The 20,497-nt window shown below is 72.6% G+C and carries 21 protein-coding genes; 14 read left to right on the top strand and 7 right to left on the bottom strand.

Going from position 1 to position 20,497, the window contains the following annotated elements:
* Positions 1-89: 89 nt before the first annotated feature.
* Positions 90-515, bottom strand: a complete 426-nt coding sequence (locus tag O7621_RS20440) for an Hsp20/alpha crystallin family protein (RefSeq protein ID WP_282230728.1) — start codon at positions 513-515, stop codon at positions 90-92.
* 487 nt (positions 516-1,002) lie between these two features.
* Between O7621_RS20440 and O7621_RS20435 the strand changes: the two genes are divergently transcribed.
* The 10 genes from O7621_RS20435 (at position 1,003) to O7621_RS20390 (ending at position 10,904) form a co-directional block, all read left to right on the top strand.
* Complete coding sequence (locus O7621_RS20435) at positions 1,003-1,194, top strand: lysine biosynthesis protein LysW (protein ID WP_282230727.1); 192 nt, start codon at positions 1,003-1,005, stop codon at positions 1,192-1,194.
* Positions 1,191-2,072, top strand: a complete 882-nt coding sequence (locus O7621_RS20430) for a RimK family alpha-L-glutamate ligase (protein WP_282230726.1) — start codon at positions 1,191-1,193, stop codon at positions 2,070-2,072. The genes O7621_RS20435 and O7621_RS20430 overlap by 4 nt, the downstream gene beginning before the upstream one ends.
* Positions 2,073-2,141: 69 nt before the next feature.
* Positions 2,142-2,777 carry a degT/DnrJ/EryC1/StrS aminotransferase gene (locus O7621_RS20425; RefSeq protein ID WP_282230725.1) on the top strand — a complete coding sequence of 212 codons (636 nt, stop codon included), beginning with the start codon at positions 2,142-2,144 and terminating at the stop codon, positions 2,775-2,777.
* Positions 2,774-4,093, top strand: a complete 1,320-nt coding sequence (locus O7621_RS20420) for a DegT/DnrJ/EryC1/StrS family aminotransferase (RefSeq protein ID WP_282230724.1) — start codon at positions 2,774-2,776, stop codon at positions 4,091-4,093. Before O7621_RS20425 ends, O7621_RS20420 begins: the two co-directional genes overlap by 4 nt.
* Positions 4,086-5,126 (top strand): N-acetyl-gamma-glutamyl-phosphate reductase, encoded by a 1,041-nt coding sequence (argC, locus tag O7621_RS20415; protein ID WP_282230723.1) that lies wholly within the window; start codon positions 4,086-4,088, stop codon positions 5,124-5,126. The genes O7621_RS20420 and argC overlap by 8 nt, the downstream gene beginning before the upstream one ends.
* Positions 5,123-7,006: a M20/M25/M40 family metallo-hydrolase gene (locus O7621_RS20410; RefSeq protein ID WP_282230722.1), complete on the top strand. Its 1,884-nt coding sequence runs from the start codon at positions 5,123-5,125 to the stop codon at positions 7,004-7,006. The genes argC and O7621_RS20410 overlap by 4 nt, the downstream gene beginning before the upstream one ends.
* Positions 7,003-7,824: a 1-deoxy-D-xylulose-5-phosphate synthase N-terminal domain-containing protein gene (locus O7621_RS20405; protein ID WP_282230721.1), complete on the top strand. Its 822-nt coding sequence runs from the start codon at positions 7,003-7,005 to the stop codon at positions 7,822-7,824. Before O7621_RS20410 ends, O7621_RS20405 begins: the two co-directional genes overlap by 4 nt.
* On the top strand, positions 7,821-8,768 hold the full coding sequence (locus tag O7621_RS20400; protein ID WP_282230720.1) for a transketolase: 948 nt from the start codon (positions 7,821-7,823) through the stop codon (positions 8,766-8,768). Before O7621_RS20405 ends, O7621_RS20400 begins: the two co-directional genes overlap by 4 nt.
* Positions 8,768-10,087, top strand: coding sequence for an amino acid permease (locus O7621_RS20395; RefSeq protein ID WP_282230719.1), 1,320 nt, complete (start codon positions 8,768-8,770; stop codon positions 10,085-10,087). Before O7621_RS20400 ends, O7621_RS20395 begins: the two co-directional genes overlap by 1 nt.
* A 40-nt stretch (positions 10,088-10,127) precedes the next feature.
* A complete protein-coding gene (locus tag O7621_RS20390) occupies positions 10,128-10,904 on the top strand; it encodes an SDR family oxidoreductase (RefSeq protein WP_282230718.1) in 777 nt (258 codons plus the stop codon).
* Between the two features lie 12 nt (positions 10,905-10,916).
* Here the strand turns inward: O7621_RS20390 and O7621_RS20385 are convergent, their stop codons facing one another.
* Positions 10,917-11,375, bottom strand: coding sequence for a LuxR C-terminal-related transcriptional regulator (locus O7621_RS20385; RefSeq protein ID WP_282230717.1), 459 nt, complete (start codon positions 11,373-11,375; stop codon positions 10,917-10,919).
* Between the two features lie 275 nt (positions 11,376-11,650).
* Here O7621_RS20385 and O7621_RS20380 point away from each other — a divergent pair, with 275 nt between their 5' ends.
* Positions 11,651-14,701 carry a BTAD domain-containing putative transcriptional regulator gene (locus tag O7621_RS20380; protein ID WP_282230716.1) on the top strand — a complete coding sequence of 1,017 codons (3,051 nt, stop codon included), beginning with the start codon at positions 11,651-11,653 and terminating at the stop codon, positions 14,699-14,701.
* 298 nt (positions 14,702-14,999) lie between these two features.
* Here O7621_RS20380 and O7621_RS20375 read toward each other — a convergent pair whose 3' ends face one another.
* The 3 genes from O7621_RS20375 to O7621_RS20370 are packed head-to-tail and all read right to left on the bottom strand — an operon-like array spanning position 15,000 to position 16,442.
* A complete protein-coding gene (locus O7621_RS20375; protein WP_348775252.1) occupies positions 15,000-15,491 on the bottom strand; it encodes a hypothetical protein in 492 nt (163 codons plus the stop codon).
* Positions 15,431-15,691, bottom strand: coding sequence for a hypothetical protein (locus O7621_RS29235; protein WP_348775251.1), 261 nt, complete (start codon positions 15,689-15,691; stop codon positions 15,431-15,433). Before O7621_RS29235 ends, O7621_RS20375 begins: the two co-directional genes overlap by 61 nt.
* A 43-nt stretch (positions 15,692-15,734) precedes the next feature.
* Complete coding sequence (locus O7621_RS20370) at positions 15,735-16,442, bottom strand: MerR family transcriptional regulator (RefSeq protein ID WP_348775324.1); 708 nt, start codon at positions 16,440-16,442, stop codon at positions 15,735-15,737.
* 99 nt (positions 16,443-16,541) lie between these two features.
* Here O7621_RS20370 and O7621_RS20365 point away from each other — a divergent pair, with 99 nt between their 5' ends.
* Complete coding sequence (locus O7621_RS20365) at positions 16,542-17,714, top strand: erythromycin esterase family protein (RefSeq protein WP_282230714.1); 1,173 nt, start codon at positions 16,542-16,544, stop codon at positions 17,712-17,714.
* Between the two features lie 24 nt (positions 17,715-17,738).
* Here O7621_RS20365 and O7621_RS20360 read toward each other — a convergent pair whose 3' ends face one another.
* Positions 17,739-18,215 carry a DUF6194 family protein gene (locus tag O7621_RS20360; RefSeq protein ID WP_282230713.1) on the bottom strand — a complete coding sequence of 159 codons (477 nt, stop codon included), beginning with the start codon at positions 18,213-18,215 and terminating at the stop codon, positions 17,739-17,741.
* 193 nt (positions 18,216-18,408) lie between these two features.
* Between O7621_RS20360 and O7621_RS20355 the strand changes: the two genes are divergently transcribed.
* Positions 18,409-19,026 (top strand): MerR family transcriptional regulator, encoded by a 618-nt coding sequence (locus O7621_RS20355; protein ID WP_282230712.1) that lies wholly within the window; start codon positions 18,409-18,411, stop codon positions 19,024-19,026.
* A complete protein-coding gene (locus O7621_RS20350; RefSeq protein ID WP_282230711.1) occupies positions 19,023-19,484 on the top strand; it encodes a hypothetical protein in 462 nt (153 codons plus the stop codon). Before O7621_RS20355 ends, O7621_RS20350 begins: the two co-directional genes overlap by 4 nt.
* A 51-nt stretch (positions 19,485-19,535) precedes the next feature.
* Here the strand turns inward: O7621_RS20350 and O7621_RS20345 are convergent, their stop codons facing one another.
* A complete protein-coding gene (locus O7621_RS20345) occupies positions 19,536-20,348 on the bottom strand; it encodes a class I SAM-dependent methyltransferase (protein ID WP_282230710.1) in 813 nt (270 codons plus the stop codon).
* Positions 20,349-20,497: the final 149 nt, after the last annotated feature.

The raw sequence follows: 20,497 nt of genomic DNA, 5'->3' as shown, positions 1-20,497 counted from the left end.
ACACCTGCGCGAGGCGTTTTCCCGGCTTGTCCCCCGCCGGGCACGACGAGTCCCCGCCCGGCGCCGGGCGGGGACTCGGTCAGCTGGGTTCAGTTGCTGAGCTGCCGGCGGCCGTCGTCGCCGACGCTGATCGAGACCCGGCGCGGCTTGGCGCGCTCCGCCACCGGGATCCGCAGGGTCAGCACGCCGGCCTCGTAGCCGGCCTCCAGCTTGTCGGTGTCGAGGGTGTCACCGAGGAACAGCTGCCGGGTGAACGTGCCCATCGGTCGTTCGGCGGCGACGAGTTCGACCTTGTCGCCGGAGGGGCGGTGGCGCTGGGCGCGCACCGTCAGCACGTTGCGTTCCACGGTGCACTCGATGCTGTCCGGGTCGACGCCGGGCAGGTCGAACGCGGCGTAGAACCAGTCGCCGTCGCGGTAGGCGTCCAGGTGCATGACGGCCGGACGGGTGGTGGTGCCGAAGAACTGCTCGGCGATCCGGTCGATCTCCCGGAACGGGTCGGTGCGCATCAACATGGTCGGACCTCCTCACGGGTGCGGGCTTCTCGCTACTCGCTACCTCAAGTTGAGCCCTACAGACTCAACTTACTTATAGCTATAGCGCGCAACTCTGGTACCCGTCAAGTTGTCGCACACGGGGACGATCCGGTGGACCGGGCCGACGCCGCACGGCAGGATCACCCGCTTTGCCCACCCCGACCGGTCGGCATCGACACCACCTCCGTGCCGTGGACCCGACTCTGCGACGACGACGGCCACGGCGAGACCTGGCGCCGCGACGCCGAGCACATCGGCGACCGGGCAGCGGACTGGACGCCCGCGCTGCTGGACTGACCGGCGCCGCGCCGGCGAGAGCCGGCGGAAGGCCACCCGTTCATCGAGGCGCTTCGTGGTTCCGTAGTGCGCCGTCGGAGGCGGCCTTCTTACCTTGGACATGCCCGGGCACCGGGTGACGGCCCGCCCCGGAAGCAGACATCCACCGAGGACAGAAGGGAAAGAGGTCATGCCGGTTATCGCCGACAAAGCTGTGGTCTGCCTCGTCTGCGACAGCCCGCTCGCAATCGACGGCGACGCCGAGAAGGGCGAGATCATCGAGTGCTCGGCCTGCGGCCAGGAGCACGAACTGACCGTGGCCGCCGACGGCGTGTACGAGGTCTGCATCGCGCCGGAGGTGGAGGAGGACTGGGGCGAATGAGTGGCCCGCCTACCGACGTCCTGCTGTCGGTAACGGTACTGCGCCCAGAGGAACGGCGGCTCCTGGACGCCCTGCGCGCTCAGGGCCTGTCCGCCCGACCGGCACTGCCACCTGACATCGCCGAGGTGCTCTCCGGACGCGAGGAGCCGCCCCGGGTCGCACTGATCAGGAACCTGTCGCATCGCGAGGCGTTGAGCATCGCCCGGCGACTGGATCGGGCCGGGATCACCACCGTCAACAGCGCGGCGGCGATCGAGGTCTGCGGCGACAAGGGCCTGCAGGCGCTGCTGTTCGAGCGGCACGGCATCGCGCATCCGACGACCCGGCACGCGTTCAACCACGACCAGGTGCGCCAGGCCGTGGCGGAACTCGGCTGGCCGGTGGTGGTGAAACCACCGTCCGGGTCCTGGGGCCGGGGCGTGGTGCGGCTGTCCGACCAGGGCGAACTGGAGGCGTGGACCGGCGGCCGGGAGTCGGCCGACGCGGCCGGCAAGCTGTTCCCCGTGCTGGTCCAGCGGCACGTCGACAAGCCCGGCCACGACCTGCGCGTCATCGTCGTGGGTGAGCAGCCGGTCGTCGCGTTCCGGCGGCGTAGCGAGAACTGGCGCACCAACACCCACCTGGGCGCCCAGGTGGAACGCGTGGACATCGACGCGGAGATCGGCCGGCTCTGCGCCGACGTCGTCGCCGCGCTGGGCCCTGGCTTCTACGGCGTGGATCTCATCGAGGACCGCGCCACCGGCGCGGTGGTGGTGCTGGAGGTCAACGCGAACCCCGAGTTCGCCCGCTCCTGCGACATCCACGGCGTGGACGTGGCCGGCCACTGCGTGGCGTACGCGACCGAGGTGGCGCGCTCCGGGCTCACCCTCGCCGCCTGACCTGAATCTCATTGCTACGGCGGCTGCCCGCGCCGGGCCGGCGCGGGCAGCCGCAGAAAGGAAGACCCGATGGAACAGTTCGATACCGCGCTCGTCCTCACCCGGGTGCTGACCTGCGGCGTGGTGATGAGCATCGAGAAGAACGACAAGGAACTACCGGCACTGGAACGGCTGCTGACCCGGCACAGCGGCCGGTCCCGGGCGGTCCTGGTCAACAGCCGTACCGCTGCGATCCACGCGGCGCTGTGCGGGCAGGGCATCGGACACGGCGACGCGGCCGTACTGCCCGGCCTTGACCCGGCCGCCGCCTCGTTCGTCGACTGGCTCGGGGTGCGGGCCACCGACGGCCCGGCTCCGGCGTTCGACCTGATCAGCCTGACCCCGGACAACGCCGACGAGTTCGCCGCCACCGCGCGCGACCGCACCGCGCCGGCGCTGGCCGTGGACCTGACCGGCCTCGGCTTCGGCCCGGCGGCGGCGATGCTCACCGACGACGAACGGATCTGGGCCCGCGCCGAACGCCTGAAAATCTTCGGAGCCTTCGACCTGCGCACCATGTGGACGCAGCAGGAGGCCGAACCCGGCCTGGCGCCGGGTCTCCAGTTCAACTACCGGCTGAGCCCGCTGGTCGCCGCCTGCGTCCGGATGGCGCTGATGCAGGCCGGCACCCGTACGCCCGCAATGACCGGAGGTACCCAGCGATGATCACTGACTTCCCGTCGGCCCCGCTCCCGTTGCCCGACCAGCGGGACGTCGACGCCGAACTCGCCCAGTTCGGCGGCCCGGCGATGATCGCGTCCGGGCAGCGCCGCACCGTCTTCCCGGTGATCACCAAGGAGGACGTGTTCACCATGCTGCTGGCGCAGCGCAACGACCCGGACAAGGTCGTCGCGGACTTCGCCGACGACTACCGCGGCTACGTCGGTGCCCGGCACGCCCTGCCGACCGCAAGCGGCACCTCCAGCCTGCACCTGGCGCTGATCGGTGCCGGGGTGCGGCCCGGCGACGAGGTCATCGTGCCGGCGTTCACGTTCATCGCCACCGCGCAGGCCGTCGTCGCCGCGAAGGCCGTGCCCGTCTTCGTCGACATCGACCCGCTCACGTACTGCATGTCGCCGCAGGCCGCCGAGGCGGCGGTCACCGGGCGGACCAGGGCGATCATGCCCGTGCACGTGCACGGGCTGCCGGCCGACGTGGCGGCGCTGCGCCAGGTGTGCCAGCGGCACGGCCTGGCCCTGGTGGAGGACGCGTCCCACGCGCACTCGGCGCGGATCGGCGAACGGATGTGCGGTTCGCTCGGTGACGCCGCCGGACAGAGCCTGATGGCGGACAAGAACTTCCCGCTGGGCGGCGAGGGCGGCATCGCGTTCTTCGGCTCCGACGCCGCCTACGCCCGGGCGACGGAGTTCCTGGAGCGCACCGGCATCGACTACCGGATGTCCTGGGTGGCGGCGGCGTTCGGGGCGAGCCAGCTCAAACGGCTGCCGTACTACGACGCGGTCCGGGCCCGCAACGCCGCACTGCTGGCCGGTGCGCTCGGCGAGACCGGCCTGTTCACCGCCCCCTACGTGCCCGACGGGCACACCCACGCCTACAACATGTACCGTATCGGGCTCGCCCCGGCCGCGGTCGGCCTCGACGACCTGCCGGTGTGGGCCGTCAAGGAGGCGGTGCACGAGCTACTCACCGCCGAGGGTGTCCCGGCCCGCGAGTGGCAGAACACGCCGATCCCGTGCCACCTTCCGTTCCGGCACCGCGCCGGGTTCGGCAACGGGTACCCGTTCACGCTGAACCCGGACGCGGTCCGCGACCACGAACCCACCGACTTCCCGAACGTCGTGTCGATGTTGGAGAGCACCGTCGTGCTCTGCCGGGAGCTGCGCTCGCCGGTCGAGTACGAGCGGGTGATCCGGTACGCCGACGCGTTCCGCAAGGTCGCGGCCCGCCCCGATGCCATCCGCAAGCTCGTCGCCGAGCGTGAGTACCGGCGGCCCTACGAGAAGGCGGCCCGTCTTGGCTGAGCGCGGCGCAGTGCGGGTCGCGGTCCTGGGCGCCAGCGGCTACACCGGCGCCGAACTGGTCCGGCTGCTGCTGGACCACCCGCACGTGGAACTGACCTACCTGTCCAGCGAACGGCACACCGGCCGGCCGATCACGTCGGTGCTCGCCGGGGTACGCAATCATCCCCGCGCGGCCGGGCTGCGGTTCCAGCCCGTCGACGCGGTCGACGAGGTCGACGTGGCGTTCGGCTGCCTACCCGGCGGTGCCCTGCCCGCCCAGATGCCCAAGCTGGCCGAGCGGGCCCAGCGGGTGATCAACCTGGCCGGGGACTTCCGCCTCACCGACCCGGCGCAGGCAGCCGCGCACTACCCCGAGTCGCAGGCGTGGACCGAACCGTTCCGGTACGTCGTCCCGGAGTTCGACGAACCGTCGGTCGGGGACCGGTTCATCAACCTGCCCGGTTGCATGGCCGCCACCACCTTGTACGCCCTGCGGCCGCTGGTCGCCGCCGGGCTGTCCGTCGGCGACGTCGTCGTGGACGCGAAGACCGGCGCCAGTGGCAGCGGCAGCCGGTCCAGCGAACACCCCGCCGACCGGATCGGCAACTTCCGGGTCCACAAGCCGTACGGCCACCGGCACGCGCCGGAGATCACCCAGGCGCTCGGCGCGGTCGCCGACGAGCCGCCCCGGCTGCGGTTCTCCACCTACAGCCTCGACGTCGCCCGCGGCATCGTGGTCACCGCGTACGGGCGGCTGCGCCCCGGCGTGTCCGCGCTGCAGGTCAAACGGGCCTACGGCACGGCGTACGCCCGGACCCCGTTCGTGCGGGCACGCACCGCGCCGAAGAGCCCGGGGGACTTCCCGATGCTCAAGAGCGTGGTGGGCAGCAACGTCGCGGAGGTCGCGGTGAGCGTGCGCGACGACGAGTACGTCGCGGTCGCCGCGCTGGACAACCTGCTCAAGGGCGCGTCCGGCCAGGCCGTGCAGACGCTGAACCTGCTGTACGGCTTCGAACAGTCCCTGGCCCTGCCGTTCACGGCGGTGACGCCATGAGCCGCCGGTCGCTGTACGTCATCAAGATCGGCAGCAGCACTCTGCTGCACCCCGGCGTCTTCGCCGAGATCGCGGCGATCCGGGCGCGCGGTGCCCGGGTACTCATGGTGGCCGGCGGAGCCGAAGGCATCGAGCGGTACTACCGCTCGGCGGGCCGAGACATGCCGCAGCTCACCCTCGGCAACGGCGACACCGTCCGGTACTGCCCGCCGACGGAGATGCCGCACATCGTCGCCGCCTACCGGCAGATCACCCTGCCGGCGGTGGAGGCGGGCCTGGCGGCGCACGGCCTCGCGGTGCACGCCTGCGTCGCCGCCGACGCCGCGCTGGTGACCGGCACCGCCAACCGGCCGCTGCGGGTGGTCCGCGACGGCCGCCCCAGGATCGTCCACGACCACCGGGCGGGTACCGTGTCCGGCGTCGACGCGGTGCGGCTCACCACCCTGCTCGACGCGTACGACGTGGTCTGCCTGAGCCCTCCGGTCCGTGACGCCGCCGGTGGCGCCGAGCTCAACGTCGACGCCGACGTGCTGGCCGCGACCCTCGCCAACGCGCTCGACGCCGACCACCTGCGGCTGGTCACCGGCACCCCGGGCGTGTTGAGCGACCCGGCTGACCCGACCTCGACCGTCCGCGACGCGGTCGCCGGCGACTGCGGCCGGTACGCCACCGGGCGGATGCGGCAGAAGGTGCGCGCCGCGGAGCTGGCGCTGCGCGGTACCGCGCACGTGGCCATCACCGGGCCGCACACGATGGTCGACGACCGCGGCTGGACCCGGTTCTGGGCCACCGAGGAACCCGCCGGGGACCTGCGCCTGCTCAGCCACGCCGCGCAGATCCCGTCGGTCTCCCACGACGAGCACGAACTGGCCGCCTACCTGGCCGGCTGGTGCCGCGACCGGGGCCTGACCGCCCGGGTCGACGAGGTGGGCAACCTGGTCGCCGAGCGCGGCGACGGACCCCGGACACTGCTGCTGCTCGGCCATCTCGACACCGTGCCCTTCACCTGGCCGGTGCGCTGGAGCGGCGACGACCCGGCGGTCCTGCACGGACGCGGAACGGTGGACGCGAAGGCCTCCCTGACCGCGTTCCTGGACGTGCTGGCGGGCACCGACGTCCCCGACGGCTGGCGCCTGCGCGTCGTCGGCGCCGTCGAGGAGGAGGTGTCCTCGTCACGGGGCGCGTTCCACGTGCGCGACCACTACCCGGCGGACGCGGTCGTGGTCGGCGAGCCGAGCGGCTCCGGCGCCCTGACGCTGGGCTACTTCGGCCTGTTCAAACTGCGGGTGACCGCGGCCGTGCCCAGTGGTCACTCGGCGGGATTCCAGGCGGTCTCCGCCCCCGACCGGCTCGCCGGGGCGCTGGACCGGATCCGTACCGCCGTGGTCAAGGAGGCCGACGACGCGCTCAGTGCGGTCATCGACCTGCGCTGCGACGCCGACGCCACCAGCCAGTACGCGACGGCGGTCCTCAACTTCCGGGTGCCGCCGGGCGCCGACCTGGACGCCCTGCGCGCCGTCGCCGGCGAGGCTGCGGGCGACGGGGTCCGGATCGAGTTCCTGCGGGCCACCCCCGGATACGCCGGCTCCCGCACCAGCGGCCTGGCGAAGGTGTTCGGGCGCGCCATCGCCCGGGGCGGCAGCCGGCCCAGGTTCTTGCTCAAGAAGGGAACCTCCGATATGAACACACTTGCCACCACGTGGCGCGACGTCCCGATGGTGGCCTACGGTCCGGGTGACTCCACCCTCGACCACACCCGCGACGAACACATCGACGCCGCCGAGTACCGACGGGCCCGGGCCGTGCTGGACGAGGCGGTGACCGCGTTCTTCGCCCTCAGCACGGCTGAGGGCGAACAGCGACCCGGAGGTGCCCGGTGACCGTGACGCTCTGCCCGGCCGCGCCGGCCCGGACCGGCGCCGACGACCTGGCGCAGCGGTCCCGCGCCGCCCGCCGGATGGTGATCGACATGGCGGCGTCCCCGACCGGCTGCCACCTCGGCGGCAGCCTGTCCGTGCTGGACATCCTCATCGCCGCCCTCGACCGGAAGATCAGCGCCGACGACGGCACCGAGGTGGTGCTCAGCAAGGGCCACGCCGCCGCCGGCCTGTACGCGGCGCTGCACGTCAGCGGCCTGCTCCCGCAGAACCCGGTGCCGCACTACGGTACCGCCGACGCCCACTTCACCGGCCACCCCGGGCATGCCGTGCCCGGGGTGCGGTTCCCCACCGGCAGCCTCGGCCACGGCGTGCCGTACGCGCTGGGCTGGGCGCTCAGCCGCCGGCTCGACCGGGCCGGTGGGCTCGCCATCGCCGTCGCCGGTGACGGCGAACTGCAGGAGGGCCTGGTCTGGGAGTCCTGCCAGGTGGCGGCCGCCCAGCAGGTCGGCAACCTGATCGTGGTGGTCGACCGCAACGGCGGCCAGAACGACGGGCCGGTGGCGACGATCTCACCACTGCCCCGGCTGGCCGACCGGTTCGCCGCGTTCGGGTTCGACACCTGCGAGGTGGACGGGCACGACCTCGACGCGCTGCGGCAGGTGTTCACACCGCGGCGCCCGAGCACCGGACGGCCGCTGGCCGTCGTCGCCCGCACGGTCAAAGGCAAAGGGCTCAAGCCGATCGAGGGCAAGGCCGCGGCCCACTACGTGACGATCGACGCGGCCCGGGCCGCGACCTGGAAGGAGCTCGTGCGATGACCCTTCCCGGCCGCGCCGCGTACCGCGACGAATTGACCCGCCTCGCCGCCGAGAACGAACGCATCGTGTGCCTGGAGGCCGACCTCGGCGGTCGTGGCCATCCGTTCGCGCAGGCCTTCCCGGACCGGTTCTTCAACGTCGGCATCGCCGAAGGCGCCATGATCGACATGGCGGCGGGACTGGCCGCCGCCGGCTACCAGCCGTTCGTGTCCACGTTCGCGCCGTTCGCCGCGCTGCGCGCCGCCGAGAGCATCAAACTCGCGATGGGCTACTACGGTGCCGGCATCACCGTCGTCGCCCCGTACGCGGGTGTCTCCGGAGCCTGGTTCGGCACCACCCACCACTGCCTCGAGGACCTCGCCGTGCTCTGCGCCATGCCGGGGATCACCGTGGCGGCCCCGTACGGCGAACGTGAGATGCGGGCCGTCGTCCGCCGCGCGGCGCGCACCGGCGCCCCGCACTACATCCGCACCGGCCGCAACGCCGCCCCGGAGAGCCTGCCCTTCACCGGCGACGAGCCGCCGGTGGTGCTGTGGGATGACACCGGCGCCACGGCGCAGCGCACCTGCCTGGTCTCCGCCGGCGAGGTCGGCACCGAGTTGTGCCTGGCCGTACGGCGGGCCCGCCCCGAACTGCCGCACGCCCACCTGTGCCTGCTCGACCGGGCCCACCTCACCCTGGCGGCGCGGGAACTGGCCCGGCGCTACGACAGGTTCGTCGTCGTGGAGGAACACCGGGCGTCCGGCGGCACCGCCTCGACGCTGGCCCTGCTGCTGCCCGGGCAGGTGGTCCGTTCGGTCGACGCCGGCGTGCGGTGGCCCAGTCACGGCGGCAGCCACCAGCAGGTCCTGGACGAACTGGGCCTCAACGAGACGGCGGTGTGGGACGCGCTCGCGGCGTGCGACGAGCGCCAGCCCCTCGCCGCGAGCGTAAGGAGTCGATGATGAGCACGCATCGTATCGGTCTGGCGCAGGGGACCGCCATCTACGTCGGAGCCATCCTCGGGGCCGGCATCCTGGCGTTGCCCGCCCTGGCGGCGAGCGCGGCGGGACCTGCCTCGCTGCTCGCCTGGCTGATCCTGCTGCTGTTCTGCATACCCGTGGCGATGAGTTTCGCCGCGCTCGGCGTCCGCTACCCGGACAGCGGCGGCGTGGCGACGTTCGTGGCCCGTGCGTTCGGGCCACGGGCGTCCGCCGCGGTCGGGTACTGGTTCTACTTCGCGCTGCCCGCCGGCGCCCCGGCCACCGCGTTCGTCGGCGGCCAGTACGTCTCCTACGCGCTCGGCGGCGGCCAGGGTCTGGCGCTGGCCGTCGCCGCTGGGCTGCTGCTGGCGGCGTTCGGCAGCAACGCGGCCGGGCTCAAGGTCTCCGGCGGGGTGCAACTCGTCCTGGTCGGGTTGCTCGCGGTCCTGCTGACGGTCGCGGTGGTGACCGCGCTACCGTCCGCCCGTGCCGCCAACCTCGAGCCCTTCGCGCCGCACGGCTGGCTGGCCGTCGGTCAGGCGGCGAGCCTGCTGTTCTTCAGCTTCGCCGGATGGGAAGCGGTCACCCATCTCTCCGGCGAGTTCCGTGACCCCCGTCGGGACCTGCCCCGGGTCACCGCTACGACGCTGGTGGTGGTCGGGGTGCTCTACCTGGGCCTGGCGCTGACCTGTGTGCTGGTGCTCGGCCCGCGTCTGGCGGGCTCCGAGGCCCCGCTGACGCAGTTGCTGCACCACGGGCTCGGCTCGGCCGCGTCGATGATCACCGCGGTGATGGCGATGCTGCTGACGTTCGGCACGATGAACGCGTACCTGGCCGGTGCCTCCCGGCTGGGTGCCGCCCTGGCCCGCGACGGCGCGCTGCCGTCCGCCCTGGCCCGTGGGCACCAGCCGGGCGAGGTGCCGCGCCGCAGCCTGGCCCTGCTCTTCGCGCTCAGCGCGCTGGTGTGCGTGGTCGCGCTGGCCACCGGAGCCACGCTGGCCACGGTGATGCTCGCCGCGTCGGCCTGTTTCATCGCGGTGACGGTCGCGGGTTTGGTGGCCGGCGTCCGGCTGCTGCCACGCGGCACCGCGGTCTGGTGGGGCGCGGTCCTGGCCGCCGCCGTGATGAGCGTGGTGCTGCTGTTCAGCGGCGTCGCGCTGCTGGTGCCGTTCCTGCTGGGCGTCGCCGCCGTCGTCGGTGCCCGCCGGCTCGGCAGGCCGCGGTCCGCCGCGCCCGGTACCGGATCCGCGCCGGCCGGAGCGGATCCGGCCGGCGCCGAGATGGCCGGCCAGAGCAGGTGACCACGCAGCTGAGACCGGCACAGCCGGAAGGAGAAACTGAGTGGATCTGGGACTGAACGGCCGTACCGCCATGGTCGCCGCCGCGACGAGCGGGATCGGGCTGGCGGTGGCCCGCCGACTCGTCGCCGAGGGCGCGACCGTGTCGATCTGCGGACGTGACCCGGACCGGCTGGACGAGGCCGTGCGCCTGCTGACGCAGCAGGCGCACGGCGCCGTGCACGGTACGGCGCTGGACGTCACCGACCACGCCGCCGTCCGCACCTGGGTCGACGAGGTCGCCGCCACGTACGGCGGACCGCACGTGGTGGTCGCCAACGCCGGCAGCCCGCCCGAGGGCGGCGCCGAGCGGTTCGACGTCGCCGACTACCGGGCGGCACTGGAGCTCAACCTGCTCTCCGCCGTCACGCTGACCCGCACGGCACTGCCGCACATGCGCGCTGCGGGCTACGGCCGGATCCTGTTCATCACCTCACTCGCCGCCCGGCAGCCCATCGCCGGGCTCGCCCTGTCCAACACGGTGCGCCCAGCCGTGCTCGGCTACGCCAAGTCGCTGGTACAGGAGCTCGCCGAGGCCGGTGAGGGGTCGGTCACCGTGAACGTCATCGCGCCGGGCATGACTCGGACACCGACGTTGCAGGCCTGGGCCGAGCAGCTCGACGGCGGTCTCGCCGCCCTGAGCGCGGACATCCCCCTCGGCCGGCTCGCCGAGCCGGACGAGATCGGCGCGGCGGCGGCGTACCTGGCGTCGGCGCTGGCCGGCAGCACCACCGGCGTGGTGCTGCCGGTCGACGGCGGCGCGGGACGGTCGCTGCTGTGAGCCCTCGGCCCGTCAACCCGCCGCTGTGGCCAGGGGTGACGGGCCGCGCTCGCCGTGCAGCGCGACCGCGAGCTGTGCCCGCCGGCTGATGGACAGCTTGCGGTAGATGCGGGTGATGTGCTGTTCCACCGCCCGCTGCGACACGCCCAGCCGGTCGGCCATCTGCCGGTTGGTGAGTCCGTCGAGCATCATCCGGGCCACCCGCAGTTCGTGCGGGGTCAGCCGGCCGACGTCACCCGGGCGTCCGCTCTCGACGTGCACCGGATGCGGGCGGCGGTGTTGCGGGGGCCGGGCCGGCAGCAGATCACCCAGCCGACGCGTCCGGGTCCCGGCCACCACACCGCCACGGACGTACGGGTCCCCGGACAGCACGGTACGCAGGGCATCGGCGTCCGGCACGTCGAGTAGCAGCGTGTCGCCACGGGCGTCCGTCCAGCTTCCCGCGTACAGCAGGACGCCCTCGTCCGACATGCGGCGCCAGTAGGATCGATGCCCCCGCTCCACGCCGGATGGCACGGTCCCGCCGCGAAACTCCCTCTCCAGCACGAATCTCATCAATCGCTCCTGCTTCTCGGTTGCGCCTCCAGTCTCGCGCCGCCCGCTACCCCCGCCGTCCCGCCCGGTTACCGTACAATTTGGACTTGGGGATCATGACCGGAACCGGCAGCCCGGCGGCGCTCGACACGTATTTGTCATGATCTCTACCGGTCCGGGTTCGCCGTGGCGCTGCAGACGGGAGTGGCACGGTGACGGATACAGCTGAGGGCCCGGTCCGGTTCAACATCCTCGGTCCGCTCGAATGCCGCACACACCGGGGACGGTCGGTGGCCATCGGTGGGCTGGTACCGGAGCGGGTACTCGTCTGCCTGCTACTCGCCCCGGGCCAGCTGGTGCCGGTGCCCCACCTCGTCGAGGCGGTGTGGGGCGAGGACTGCCCCACCACGGCGGCACACCAGATCCGCAAGGCGGTCGCCGGGCTGCGCCGCCGGATCCCGGACGGCCCGCAGCTGATCGCCACGTCCGGGCCCGGTTACCGAATCGTTCCCGGACCGCACCAACTCGACGCGACCGAGTTCGCCGACCTGATCCGGCAGTCACAGCAGGAGGAAGCCGCCGGCAACCCCGGTCAAGCCGTCGACGCGCTGCGTACGGCCCTCGCGCTGTGGCGCGGACCGGTCCTGGCCGGCACCGGCGGCGCGGTGATCGCCGCGGCCTCCGCGGCACTGGAGGAACGCCGCCTCGCCGCCGTCGAACGCTTCTTCGAACTGCGCCTGAGGATGGGAGAAAGCACCGAACTGGTCGGCGAACTGCGCGACCTGGTCAACGCGTACCCCCTGCAGGAGGCGCTTCGCGCCCAGCTGATGCTGGCGCTGTACCGCGGCGGCCGACCGGCGGAGTCGCTACTGGAGTACGACCGGGCCCGCAAGCTGCTCGCCGACGAGCTGGGCATCGACCCGGGCGAACGGCTCGCCACCCTGCACCTGGCGGTGCTGCGCAGCAGCCCAGACCTGGCCATGGCGCCTTCGACACCACACGGCGCCGGAGCGCCTGCCCCGCACCGCTGCACGCTGCCCTACGACCTGCCGGACTTCACCGGCCGCAAGGCGGAACTCGCCCAGCTGGCCAACCACCGCGGCCAGCCCGACGCGGAGCACCGCGACGGTCCCCCGCGCGGACCCGGCTGGAGTCCTCGCATCGTCGCCGTCGACGGCATGGGTGGCAGCGGCAAGACGTCCCTCGCGGTCCGGGTGGCACACCAGCTCGCCGACAACTTCCCGGACGCCCACCTGTACGTGGACCTGCGCGGGCACACGCCCGGCGAACAGCCGCTGCAACCGGGAACGGTCGCCGGGATGCTGCTGCGGATGCTCGAGGTCCCCGGCACGCAGATTCCCGACGACATACCCGGCCGACTCGTGATGTGGCGCAGCACGGTCGTCCACCACCGCCTTCTGCTGCTGCTCGACAACGCCGCCGGCAGCGGGCAGGTGCTGCCGCTGCTACCGGGCTCGGCCGACACGCTGGTCATCGTCACCAGCCGCACCCGCCTGGTGGAGCTCGACGGCGCCGAGTGGATCTCGTTGGGCGTCATGCCCCCCGCCGACAGCACCGCCATGCTCAGCACGATCCTGGGTGCCGAGCGCGCCGGACAGGAACCTGGGGCCGTCGCCGAACTCGCTGAACTCTGCGGTCACCTGCCGCTGGCGCTGCGGATCGCCGGTGCCCGGCTGCGCAACCGTCCCCGCTGGACGGTGCGGTACCTGGTCGACCTCTTGCGCGACGAGACCCGGCGGCTGGAGGAACTCCGGGCCGGCGAGCGCAGCGTCACGGCCACGCTCACCCTGTCCTACGACGCGCTCGACGAAGCGAACCGGGACGCGTTCCTCCTGCTGGGCCAGCACCCGGGCACCGAGATGGACAGGTACTCGGCCGCCGCGCTGCTCGGCACCGATCCGGCACCGGCCGAGGACATCCTCGAACACCTGCTGGACACCCATCTTCTCCAGCAGCACGAGACCAGCCGGTACGCGTTCCACGACCTGGTACGCAGCTTCGCGCTCTGGCTGCGTTCCCGCGACCACCCGCCGGGCGCCCAGGACCACGACGCGCTGGCCCGCCTGGCCGACTACTACCACGCGGCGTCCGACATGGCCTGCGACCTGGCCTTCCCCGGGCGCCGCCCCGAGCAGCCGCCCGGCCCCGCCGCGCCGCTGTCCCTGCCCGTGCTGACCAGCGGCCACACCGCCCGGGCGTGGCTCAGCCGCGAGTCGGACAACCTCGCCCAGGTCGCCGAGCAGGCCCGCGACGCCGGCCAGTACCGGCAGGCAGCGGACCTGGCCCACAACGCCGTACTCGCACTCGACGCCCGCGGCCGGTTCGAGGAGTTCCACCGCATCGCGACCCTGGGCGTCGAGTGTGCCCGCGCCCTGCACGACCGGTCGCTGCTGGCGCGCGGTCTGTCCGACCTGGCGGCCGCAGCCTGGCGGCTGGGCCTCCTTCAGGACGGCCTCACGGCGACCGAGGAAAGCCTGGACCTGGCCGTGTCCCTCGACGACAGGACTGGCGAAGCGGAGAGCACCGGAATGCTCGGCCTGCTGCTCGCCACGCTGGGCCGCTACGACGAGGCCCGAGCGCACCTGCGGCGCTCCATCGAACTCAAGCACGAACTGGGCGCGTACCGCGCGCAGGCCCAATCGCTGACCGACCTCAGCAGCCTGCACGAACACTGCGGCCGCTACCGGGAGGCGGCCGAGGCGGCCCGCCATGCCATCGAGCTGAACCATCGGATTGGCGCATGGGACATGGAAGCCCTCGCACTGACCGATCTGGCCGTCGCCCACCTCGGAATGGACCAGGACGAACAGGCCGGCAACTGCCTGGACCGGGTGCTCGAACTCAACGCGGAGTCCGCCCCGGCCGCAGAGATGTCGCGCGTGCACGCACTGTGCGCCCAGGTCCAGCACCGACTGGGTGCGAACGCCGCAGCGACGCGGCACGCGCAACGGGCCCTGGAGCTCGACGGCAGCAGCCGCGCCCCGCTGCGGCAGGCGGCGGTGCGCAACATCCTCGGCGTGGTGTACCTCGGCCAGGGAAGGTACACGGCGGCAGCCGATCTGCACACCGCGGCCCACGACATAGCCACCGGGGTCGGCTATCGGATCGAGGCGGCCCGGGCCCTCGCTGGCCTGTCGGCGGCGCTGCGGGCAGGCGGAGACACCGAGGCCGCCGACGACTACCGGGGCCGGGCCGCCGCGGAGTTCGACCAACTGGGCATTCCGTCGGGAAACCGCACCTGACCTGCGGCCGACCCGCGCTGGTACCCAGGTTCGCAGTCGCGGATCACCACCGTCACCGCCTCCGGTGAGCAGCCGATGATCCGGGCGACCACAGCGGTCAGCTCGGCCCGAAGGGTCGCCCGGATTCGGCGGTCGTTGCCCTGCCGGCAGTCGAGAGTGAGCACGGGCATGGGGAAGACCTCCTTTGACCTGTTCGGGGACAGCCATCGTCCCGGACAGCCTTCCCAAACCGGTTCCGCTGCGTTCCCGCACCGACGACGGGTACGTCCAGACCCGCGAACGTCGGTGGACCCGTGCCCTACCCGGCTGAGGCTCCGACCCGGCGCTCCAGCCGCCGGTACGCCCGCACCAGCACCCGCCGCGAGTACGCCACGAACGCCCCCTCGGTGCAGATCCTGCGGTGCAGCGCCGCCAACTGACCCCGGTAGCGGTCCACCGTGAAACCCGGCACCGTCCACACCACCTTCCGCAGAAACACGACCACCGCGGCGATGTCGAAGAACTCCATCCGCAGCGACTCCATCCGCAGGTCCACCACGTCCAGACCGGCCGCCGCCGCCGCGTCCCGCACCCGGTCCGGGCGCTTATCGGCACGCGGCGGCACCGACACCCCCAACGCCGCCCGCAGCTCACCGACCGAGTCCGGGCCGATCTGCTGGGACAGGTACGTCCCGCCCGGCACCAGCACCCGCGCCACCTCGGACCAGCCCACCACCGTCGGATGCCGGCTCACCACCAGGTCGAAACAACCGGACCGCAACGGCAGCCCGCCGGCCTGCGCGGCGCGCACGACATGCACACCCAGCGGCGCCAACCGCCACCGGTCTGCACATCCACCGCCCGCCGGACACCGGCCATCTGACGGCCCAGCAGCCGCGCGTACCCCCAGGACGGCCGCTGCTCGGTGGCCCGGCCGGCGAACCAGGAGAAGTCCCAGCCCGCCACCGGCACCGCCGAAGCCTCGGCGATCAGCTCGTCGAACGTCGACACCGGACGAGTCTGACCCGCACCGGGCGACCCCGGCCACCGGGAATCAGTCCGGCCCACAAACCGCCGACCCGGCTGACGCCGCCGCCCGGACACGCAGAAAGGCGTCCAGTTCGGCGGCACCGGCGAGCATCGCCCGGCCCCGCGCGGACAACCGGTCCCGCCAGGCACGCAGCGTCGACTCCAGCGGGGCGACGCCACCGGCCGAACGGACCTGGGTGATCAACGGCGCGATCTGCGCCAGCAGATGGCCACCCCGGCGCAGCTGGTGGATCAGCATCACGTCCCGCACGTCGGCGGCGTCGTAGACCCGGTACCCGGTCCGCCGGTCCCTGCCCGGCCGGACCAGACCGGCGGCCTCCCACGCACGCAGGGTGGCCGGGCGCAGACCGAGCCGGGCCGCCAACGGGCCGATGAACGTCCCGCCACGCTCGGGCGCGACCGGTGCCAGATCACGCAGCGCGACCTCGACCGCCTGCACGGTACGTCGGTCCTCGACCAACTGGCAGTGGCTGTCGTCGACAAGTCGCAGCGCCTCGTCGACGGCACCCCGGTTCACCGCCCGCATGATCGATGTCGCCGTGGCGTGACCGTGCCCGGCGACCAACGCGACGAACGCCCGCAGCGCCTGCGCGTGCACCGGCGTGTAGACCCGGTAGCCTGCGGCGGTACGCGCGGCCGCCGGCAGGACACCGGCCTGCTCGTAGTTGCGCACCGCCTGAGGGGACAGACCATGCTCCCGTGCCAGGTCCACCGGCCGCACAGATACCACAACCTTTGAGGGTTCACCCCGGCGTACAGCGTCAGTCGCGCACAAACCTTACACCGTTGTTTCAACGATACCGTTGAAGGAATGGATATCACGGACATCGCCCGACCCGCCGACGCCGCCGGCATCTCGGCATTCCTGCGGTCGCTGCCCGCCCGACCGCTGCTGCTCGGCCTCGGCGAGGCCCGGCACTTCGTGGCGGAACTGGGCCAGCTACGCAACGACATCTTCCGGCATCTCGTCACCCACGAGGGCTACCGGTCGATCGCCGTCGAAAGCGACTGCCTGATGGGCCTCGTCGTCGACGAGTACGTCGCGACCGGCACCGGCACCGGCACCCTCGACGACGTCATGCGCCACGGCTTCAGCCACCAGTTCGGCACCTCACCGGCCAATCGCGACCTGGTCAGCTGGATGCGGGCCTACAACGACGACCACGACGACAAACTACGGTTCCACGGCTTCGACGGCCCCCTGGAGTACTGGGCGGCCAGCCCACGCCAGGCACTCACCGGCCTGCACGACCTGCTCGACGACCCGCCGCCCGGCACCCGGGACACCCTCGACACACTGCTCGGCCCGGACGAGCGCTGGTCCGACCCGGCCACCGTCACCGACCCGTCCCGGTCGATCGGCCGGTCCACCGACGCCCGGCAACTCCGGCTGATCACCGACGACCTGCTGGCGCTGCTCGACACCCAGGCGCCGCAGCTGGACCCCGCCGACCGCGAACGGGCCGAACTGTACGGGCGTACCGCCGTCGGCCTGCTCCGCTACCACCACGCGATGGCCGACCCGTCCCCGGCCCGGATCGCCCGGCTGTCGGCGCTGCGGGACGCGATGATGGCCGCCAACCTGCGGGCCGTCGCCGACCACGGCCCCGCCCTGGTCTTCGCCCACAACCTGCACCTGCAGCGCAGCCGCAGCGTCATGTCGTTCGGCGACCAGCAGCTGCGGATGTGGAGCGCGGGCGCGATCACCGCGGCCCGCCTCGGCGACCGGTACGCCTACCTGGCCTCCGCTCTCGGCACCATCGGCGACGACACCCCACCGCCGGACACCGTCGAAGGTGTCCTGGCCACCGTGCCGTGGGACACCTGCCTCGTCGACGCCCGCCGACTGGCCCGCACCCTCACCGCAGCCGTCCCACGGGTCAGCCCCGACTTCGCCTACTTCCCGCTGGACCCGGCGCGGCTCGACACGGTCGACGGCGTCGTGTTCGTCCGACACGTCCCCCGACCGGGCGCACCGCGGTGACGGCGGGCGCGCCCACCCGCTGTCTCACCCGGTGATCCTGCCGGCCCGACGTCCGTGGTGTGCGCCGGCGCGTCGGTGTGCCGCGCGCAGCAGTTCACGCACCACCGCGTCGGTCCGCGCACCGGGGTCGACCACCGCCAGCCAGCCGCCGGCACCGTACACGGGATGGGCGAACAGGGTGTCGGCGGCGGCCGGATCGACCCCGGCCGGGGCGGCCCCGCGAGGCTCGTGCCCGGCGTGCCGCAGGAAATCGTCCCTGCCCGCGGCGACGTTGAGCCGGAACACCCCCGGCCGGTCCAGGCGCGACGTCGCGTCGCCCGGGTAGTCCTTGGTCACGATCGTTGCGAACGGCTGCCGCCCGGTCGGGACCGTGCCGTCGGGCGAGACGTAGAAGAACGTGTCGCCCCAGCTGATCGGCGGCGTGCCGTCGCCGGACGCCGGCCTGAGCGTCAGTACGTCGCCGAGGCCGGCGACGAACGCGATGATCTCGTCCTGGGTCATGGCTCAAGCGTTACATTGCAGTGCTTATGGAGACTTCACGGCCACGACAGCAGGTAGACGAGGCGGAAGGTCTCCACTCACCTCGGATGCGCACCGTCGACCTCGCCCGGCGACCCGTACCGCCACCGGCCACCGGGTCTTCGGGCACCTGCACCTGCAGTCGGCGCTGGCCTACCGTGCCCTGGCCACGGCGGTGGGACCGGCCGAGGCCGGCAGGATCGTCCAGGCCGCCCACCGCCGCCCGGCCGACGGGATGCTCGCCCTGCTCGACGCCGCCCACGCCCGGCTGCACACCGAACGCGCCGACCTGCGACAGGCTCAGCTGGCGGCCGAGGCCATCGCCGCCGAACCGATGACCGACATCCGCGCGTCCGACGCGATGAGCATCTCCGAGCTGGCCGCCGCTCTCGGCGTACGCCCGTCGACCCTGCGGCACTGGCACGCCGAAGGACTCGTCGTGCCCGGCCGCGACCGACCGGGCGGACCGCGCCGCTACACCCCGGCCCAGGTCCGCGACGCCCGCGTCGTGCACCAGCTACGCCAGGCCGGCTACCGGGTCGCGCCGCTGCGGGCCCTGATGCCGCGACTGCGCTCCGCCGGCCGGTCGGCCGACATCACCGCCGCGTTGGCGGTCCGTGACGCCGACCTCACCACCCGGTCCCGGGCCCTGCTCGACGCCGCCGCCGCACTGGCCATTGTGCTCGCGCTCACCGCCGCCCCGGACCACTCCCCGACGGTCGACCGGTCGGGTCCGGCCGGCCGACTACCATCGGTGTCGCCGCGACATGCACGTTCCGGGAGCAGCCGATGACCGTCGACGCCACGCTCGCCCGCATCAACGACGGGGTGCAGCTGCACCACCAGCGCGGTCAACGGGACGCCGCCCGTGACCTGTTCAGCCGGATCTGGGACGAGATCGGCGGACAGGACGGGGATCCGCTGCACGTCTGCGTCCTTGCCCACGCGATGGCCGACGTGCAGGACGACGTGCACCAGGAGCTGCTCTGGGACCAGCGGGCCCTGGCCGCGGCTGACCTGCTCACCGACGCCCGGGTGGCGCAGGCCGGCGTGGCCCTGCCGGTGGCCGGCCTGTACCCGTCGCTGCACCTCAACCTCGGCGAGTGTCACCGCAAGCTCGGTGACCTCGACCGGGCCCGGGAACACCTGCGGCACGCGCAGGCGGGCATCGACGCCCTGGGCGACGACGAGTACGCCCGGCTGATCAGAGCCGGCCTGGACCGGCTGACGCAGCTGCTGGCGTCCGGGTAGGAGCACCAGCTTACGGACGTCATCGAAGAACGTGACCGGATACCGCTGAGCTCACTCCGCGCGCTGACCGATACGCAGGACGCTCAGGTACCGGCGTGCCGCTCGGTCGCCCATGCGGGTGCGGATGCGCTCGGCGATGGCATCGAGCAGCGGCTCGCGGACGTCGCGGTCGAGCCTGCGGTACGGCGACTGCGAGCGCAGGAGGTCGGCGAACCCGTCGCCGTCGAACCACTGAACGGTGGGGTACCAGCGCACGATCGTGGGGCCGAACCGGCCGCCAGGATCGTCGACCGGTCCCCAGCCCTCGTGGGTGCTGCGCACGTCGTCCTCAAGCGGCGGACGGCCCCAGTCGGGATTCCCGGGGGAGAACAGTTCGTGGAGATCGGCGGTCTCCGCGTACACCTCCGGCTCGCCGGGCCGGCGGATGACGACGTGGCCGAGCAGCGCCATCCAGCCCTCGGGGTGGAGCACCTCGCGTGCTCGCCGCCAGCCGATCGCAGGTTCGACCCAGTGCCACGCTGAAGCTGCCACGAGGAGGTCGAAGCGTCGACCGCGGTCGTCCCACTCTTCGAACGTCGACGACTCGACGGTGACGTTGACGAAGGTGGCGAGCCGTTGGCGAGCAAGCGCAACCATACCCGCGCCCGGCTCGATGGCGGTCACCGAACACCCGAGTGCCGCCAGCGAACGGGTCGCCTGACCGGTACCGCAGCCCACCTCAAGCACAGGCGACCTCTCACCTAGGCCGGTGATGGTGACGAGGTCGGCGAACATCGCGTCGGGGTACCCCGGCCGGACCCTGTCGTACAGTTCCGGCACCTCGTTGAACACCTGACCGAGGCCACGTCGATCCGCGCCTGCCACCGCACCATCCTCGCCGAGACCGTCGCCGACGTGCCGATTCTGACCGACGGGCGCCCGCCACCTGACGCCAGACCAGGAACGTCCGGTCACCACATAACTGTCATTATGGTGTATCAGTTCTCCGTGACCACACGTCAACTCCGATTATC

The sequence above is a fragment of the Solwaraspora sp. WMMD937 genome (genome assembly GCF_029581175.1).
Lineage (GTDB): Bacteria > Actinomycetota > Actinomycetes > Mycobacteriales > Micromonosporaceae > Micromonospora_E.
This window is presented reverse-complemented; position numbering and strand designations above follow the sequence as displayed.

Bases quoted from the DNA above. Each gene is read 5' to 3' on its own strand.
- O7621_RS20350 (WP_282230711.1), top strand. From the start codon at position 19,023: ATGACCGTCGACGCCACGCTCGCCCGCATCAACGACGGGGTGCAGCTG.
- O7621_RS20440 (WP_282230728.1), bottom strand. From the start codon at position 515: ATGTTGATGCGCACCGACCCGTTCCGGGAGATCGACCGGATCGCCGAG.
- O7621_RS20385 (WP_282230717.1), bottom strand. From the start codon at position 11,375: ATGTCGGACGAGGGCGTCCTGCTGTACGCGGGAAGCTGGACGGACGCC.
- O7621_RS20410 (WP_282230722.1), top strand. From the start codon at position 5,123: ATGAGCCGCCGGTCGCTGTACGTCATCAAGATCGGCAGCAGCACTCTG.
- O7621_RS20435 (WP_282230727.1), top strand. From the start codon at position 1,003: ATGCCGGTTATCGCCGACAAAGCTGTGGTCTGCCTCGTCTGCGACAGC.
- O7621_RS20400 (WP_282230720.1), top strand. From the start codon at position 7,821: ATGACCCTTCCCGGCCGCGCCGCGTACCGCGACGAATTGACCCGCCTC.
- O7621_RS20425 (WP_282230725.1), top strand. From the start codon at position 2,142: ATGGAACAGTTCGATACCGCGCTCGTCCTCACCCGGGTGCTGACCTGC.
- O7621_RS20420 (WP_282230724.1), top strand. From the start codon at position 2,774: ATGATCACTGACTTCCCGTCGGCCCCGCTCCCGTTGCCCGACCAGCGG.
- O7621_RS20365 (WP_282230714.1), top strand. From the start codon at position 16,542: ATGGATATCACGGACATCGCCCGACCCGCCGACGCCGCCGGCATCTCG.
- O7621_RS20360 (WP_282230713.1), bottom strand. From the start codon at position 18,215: ATGACCCAGGACGAGATCATCGCGTTCGTCGCCGGCCTCGGCGACGTA.
- O7621_RS20430 (WP_282230726.1), top strand. From the start codon at position 1,191: ATGAGTGGCCCGCCTACCGACGTCCTGCTGTCGGTAACGGTACTGCGC.
- O7621_RS20395 (WP_282230719.1), top strand. From the start codon at position 8,768: ATGAGCACGCATCGTATCGGTCTGGCGCAGGGGACCGCCATCTACGTC.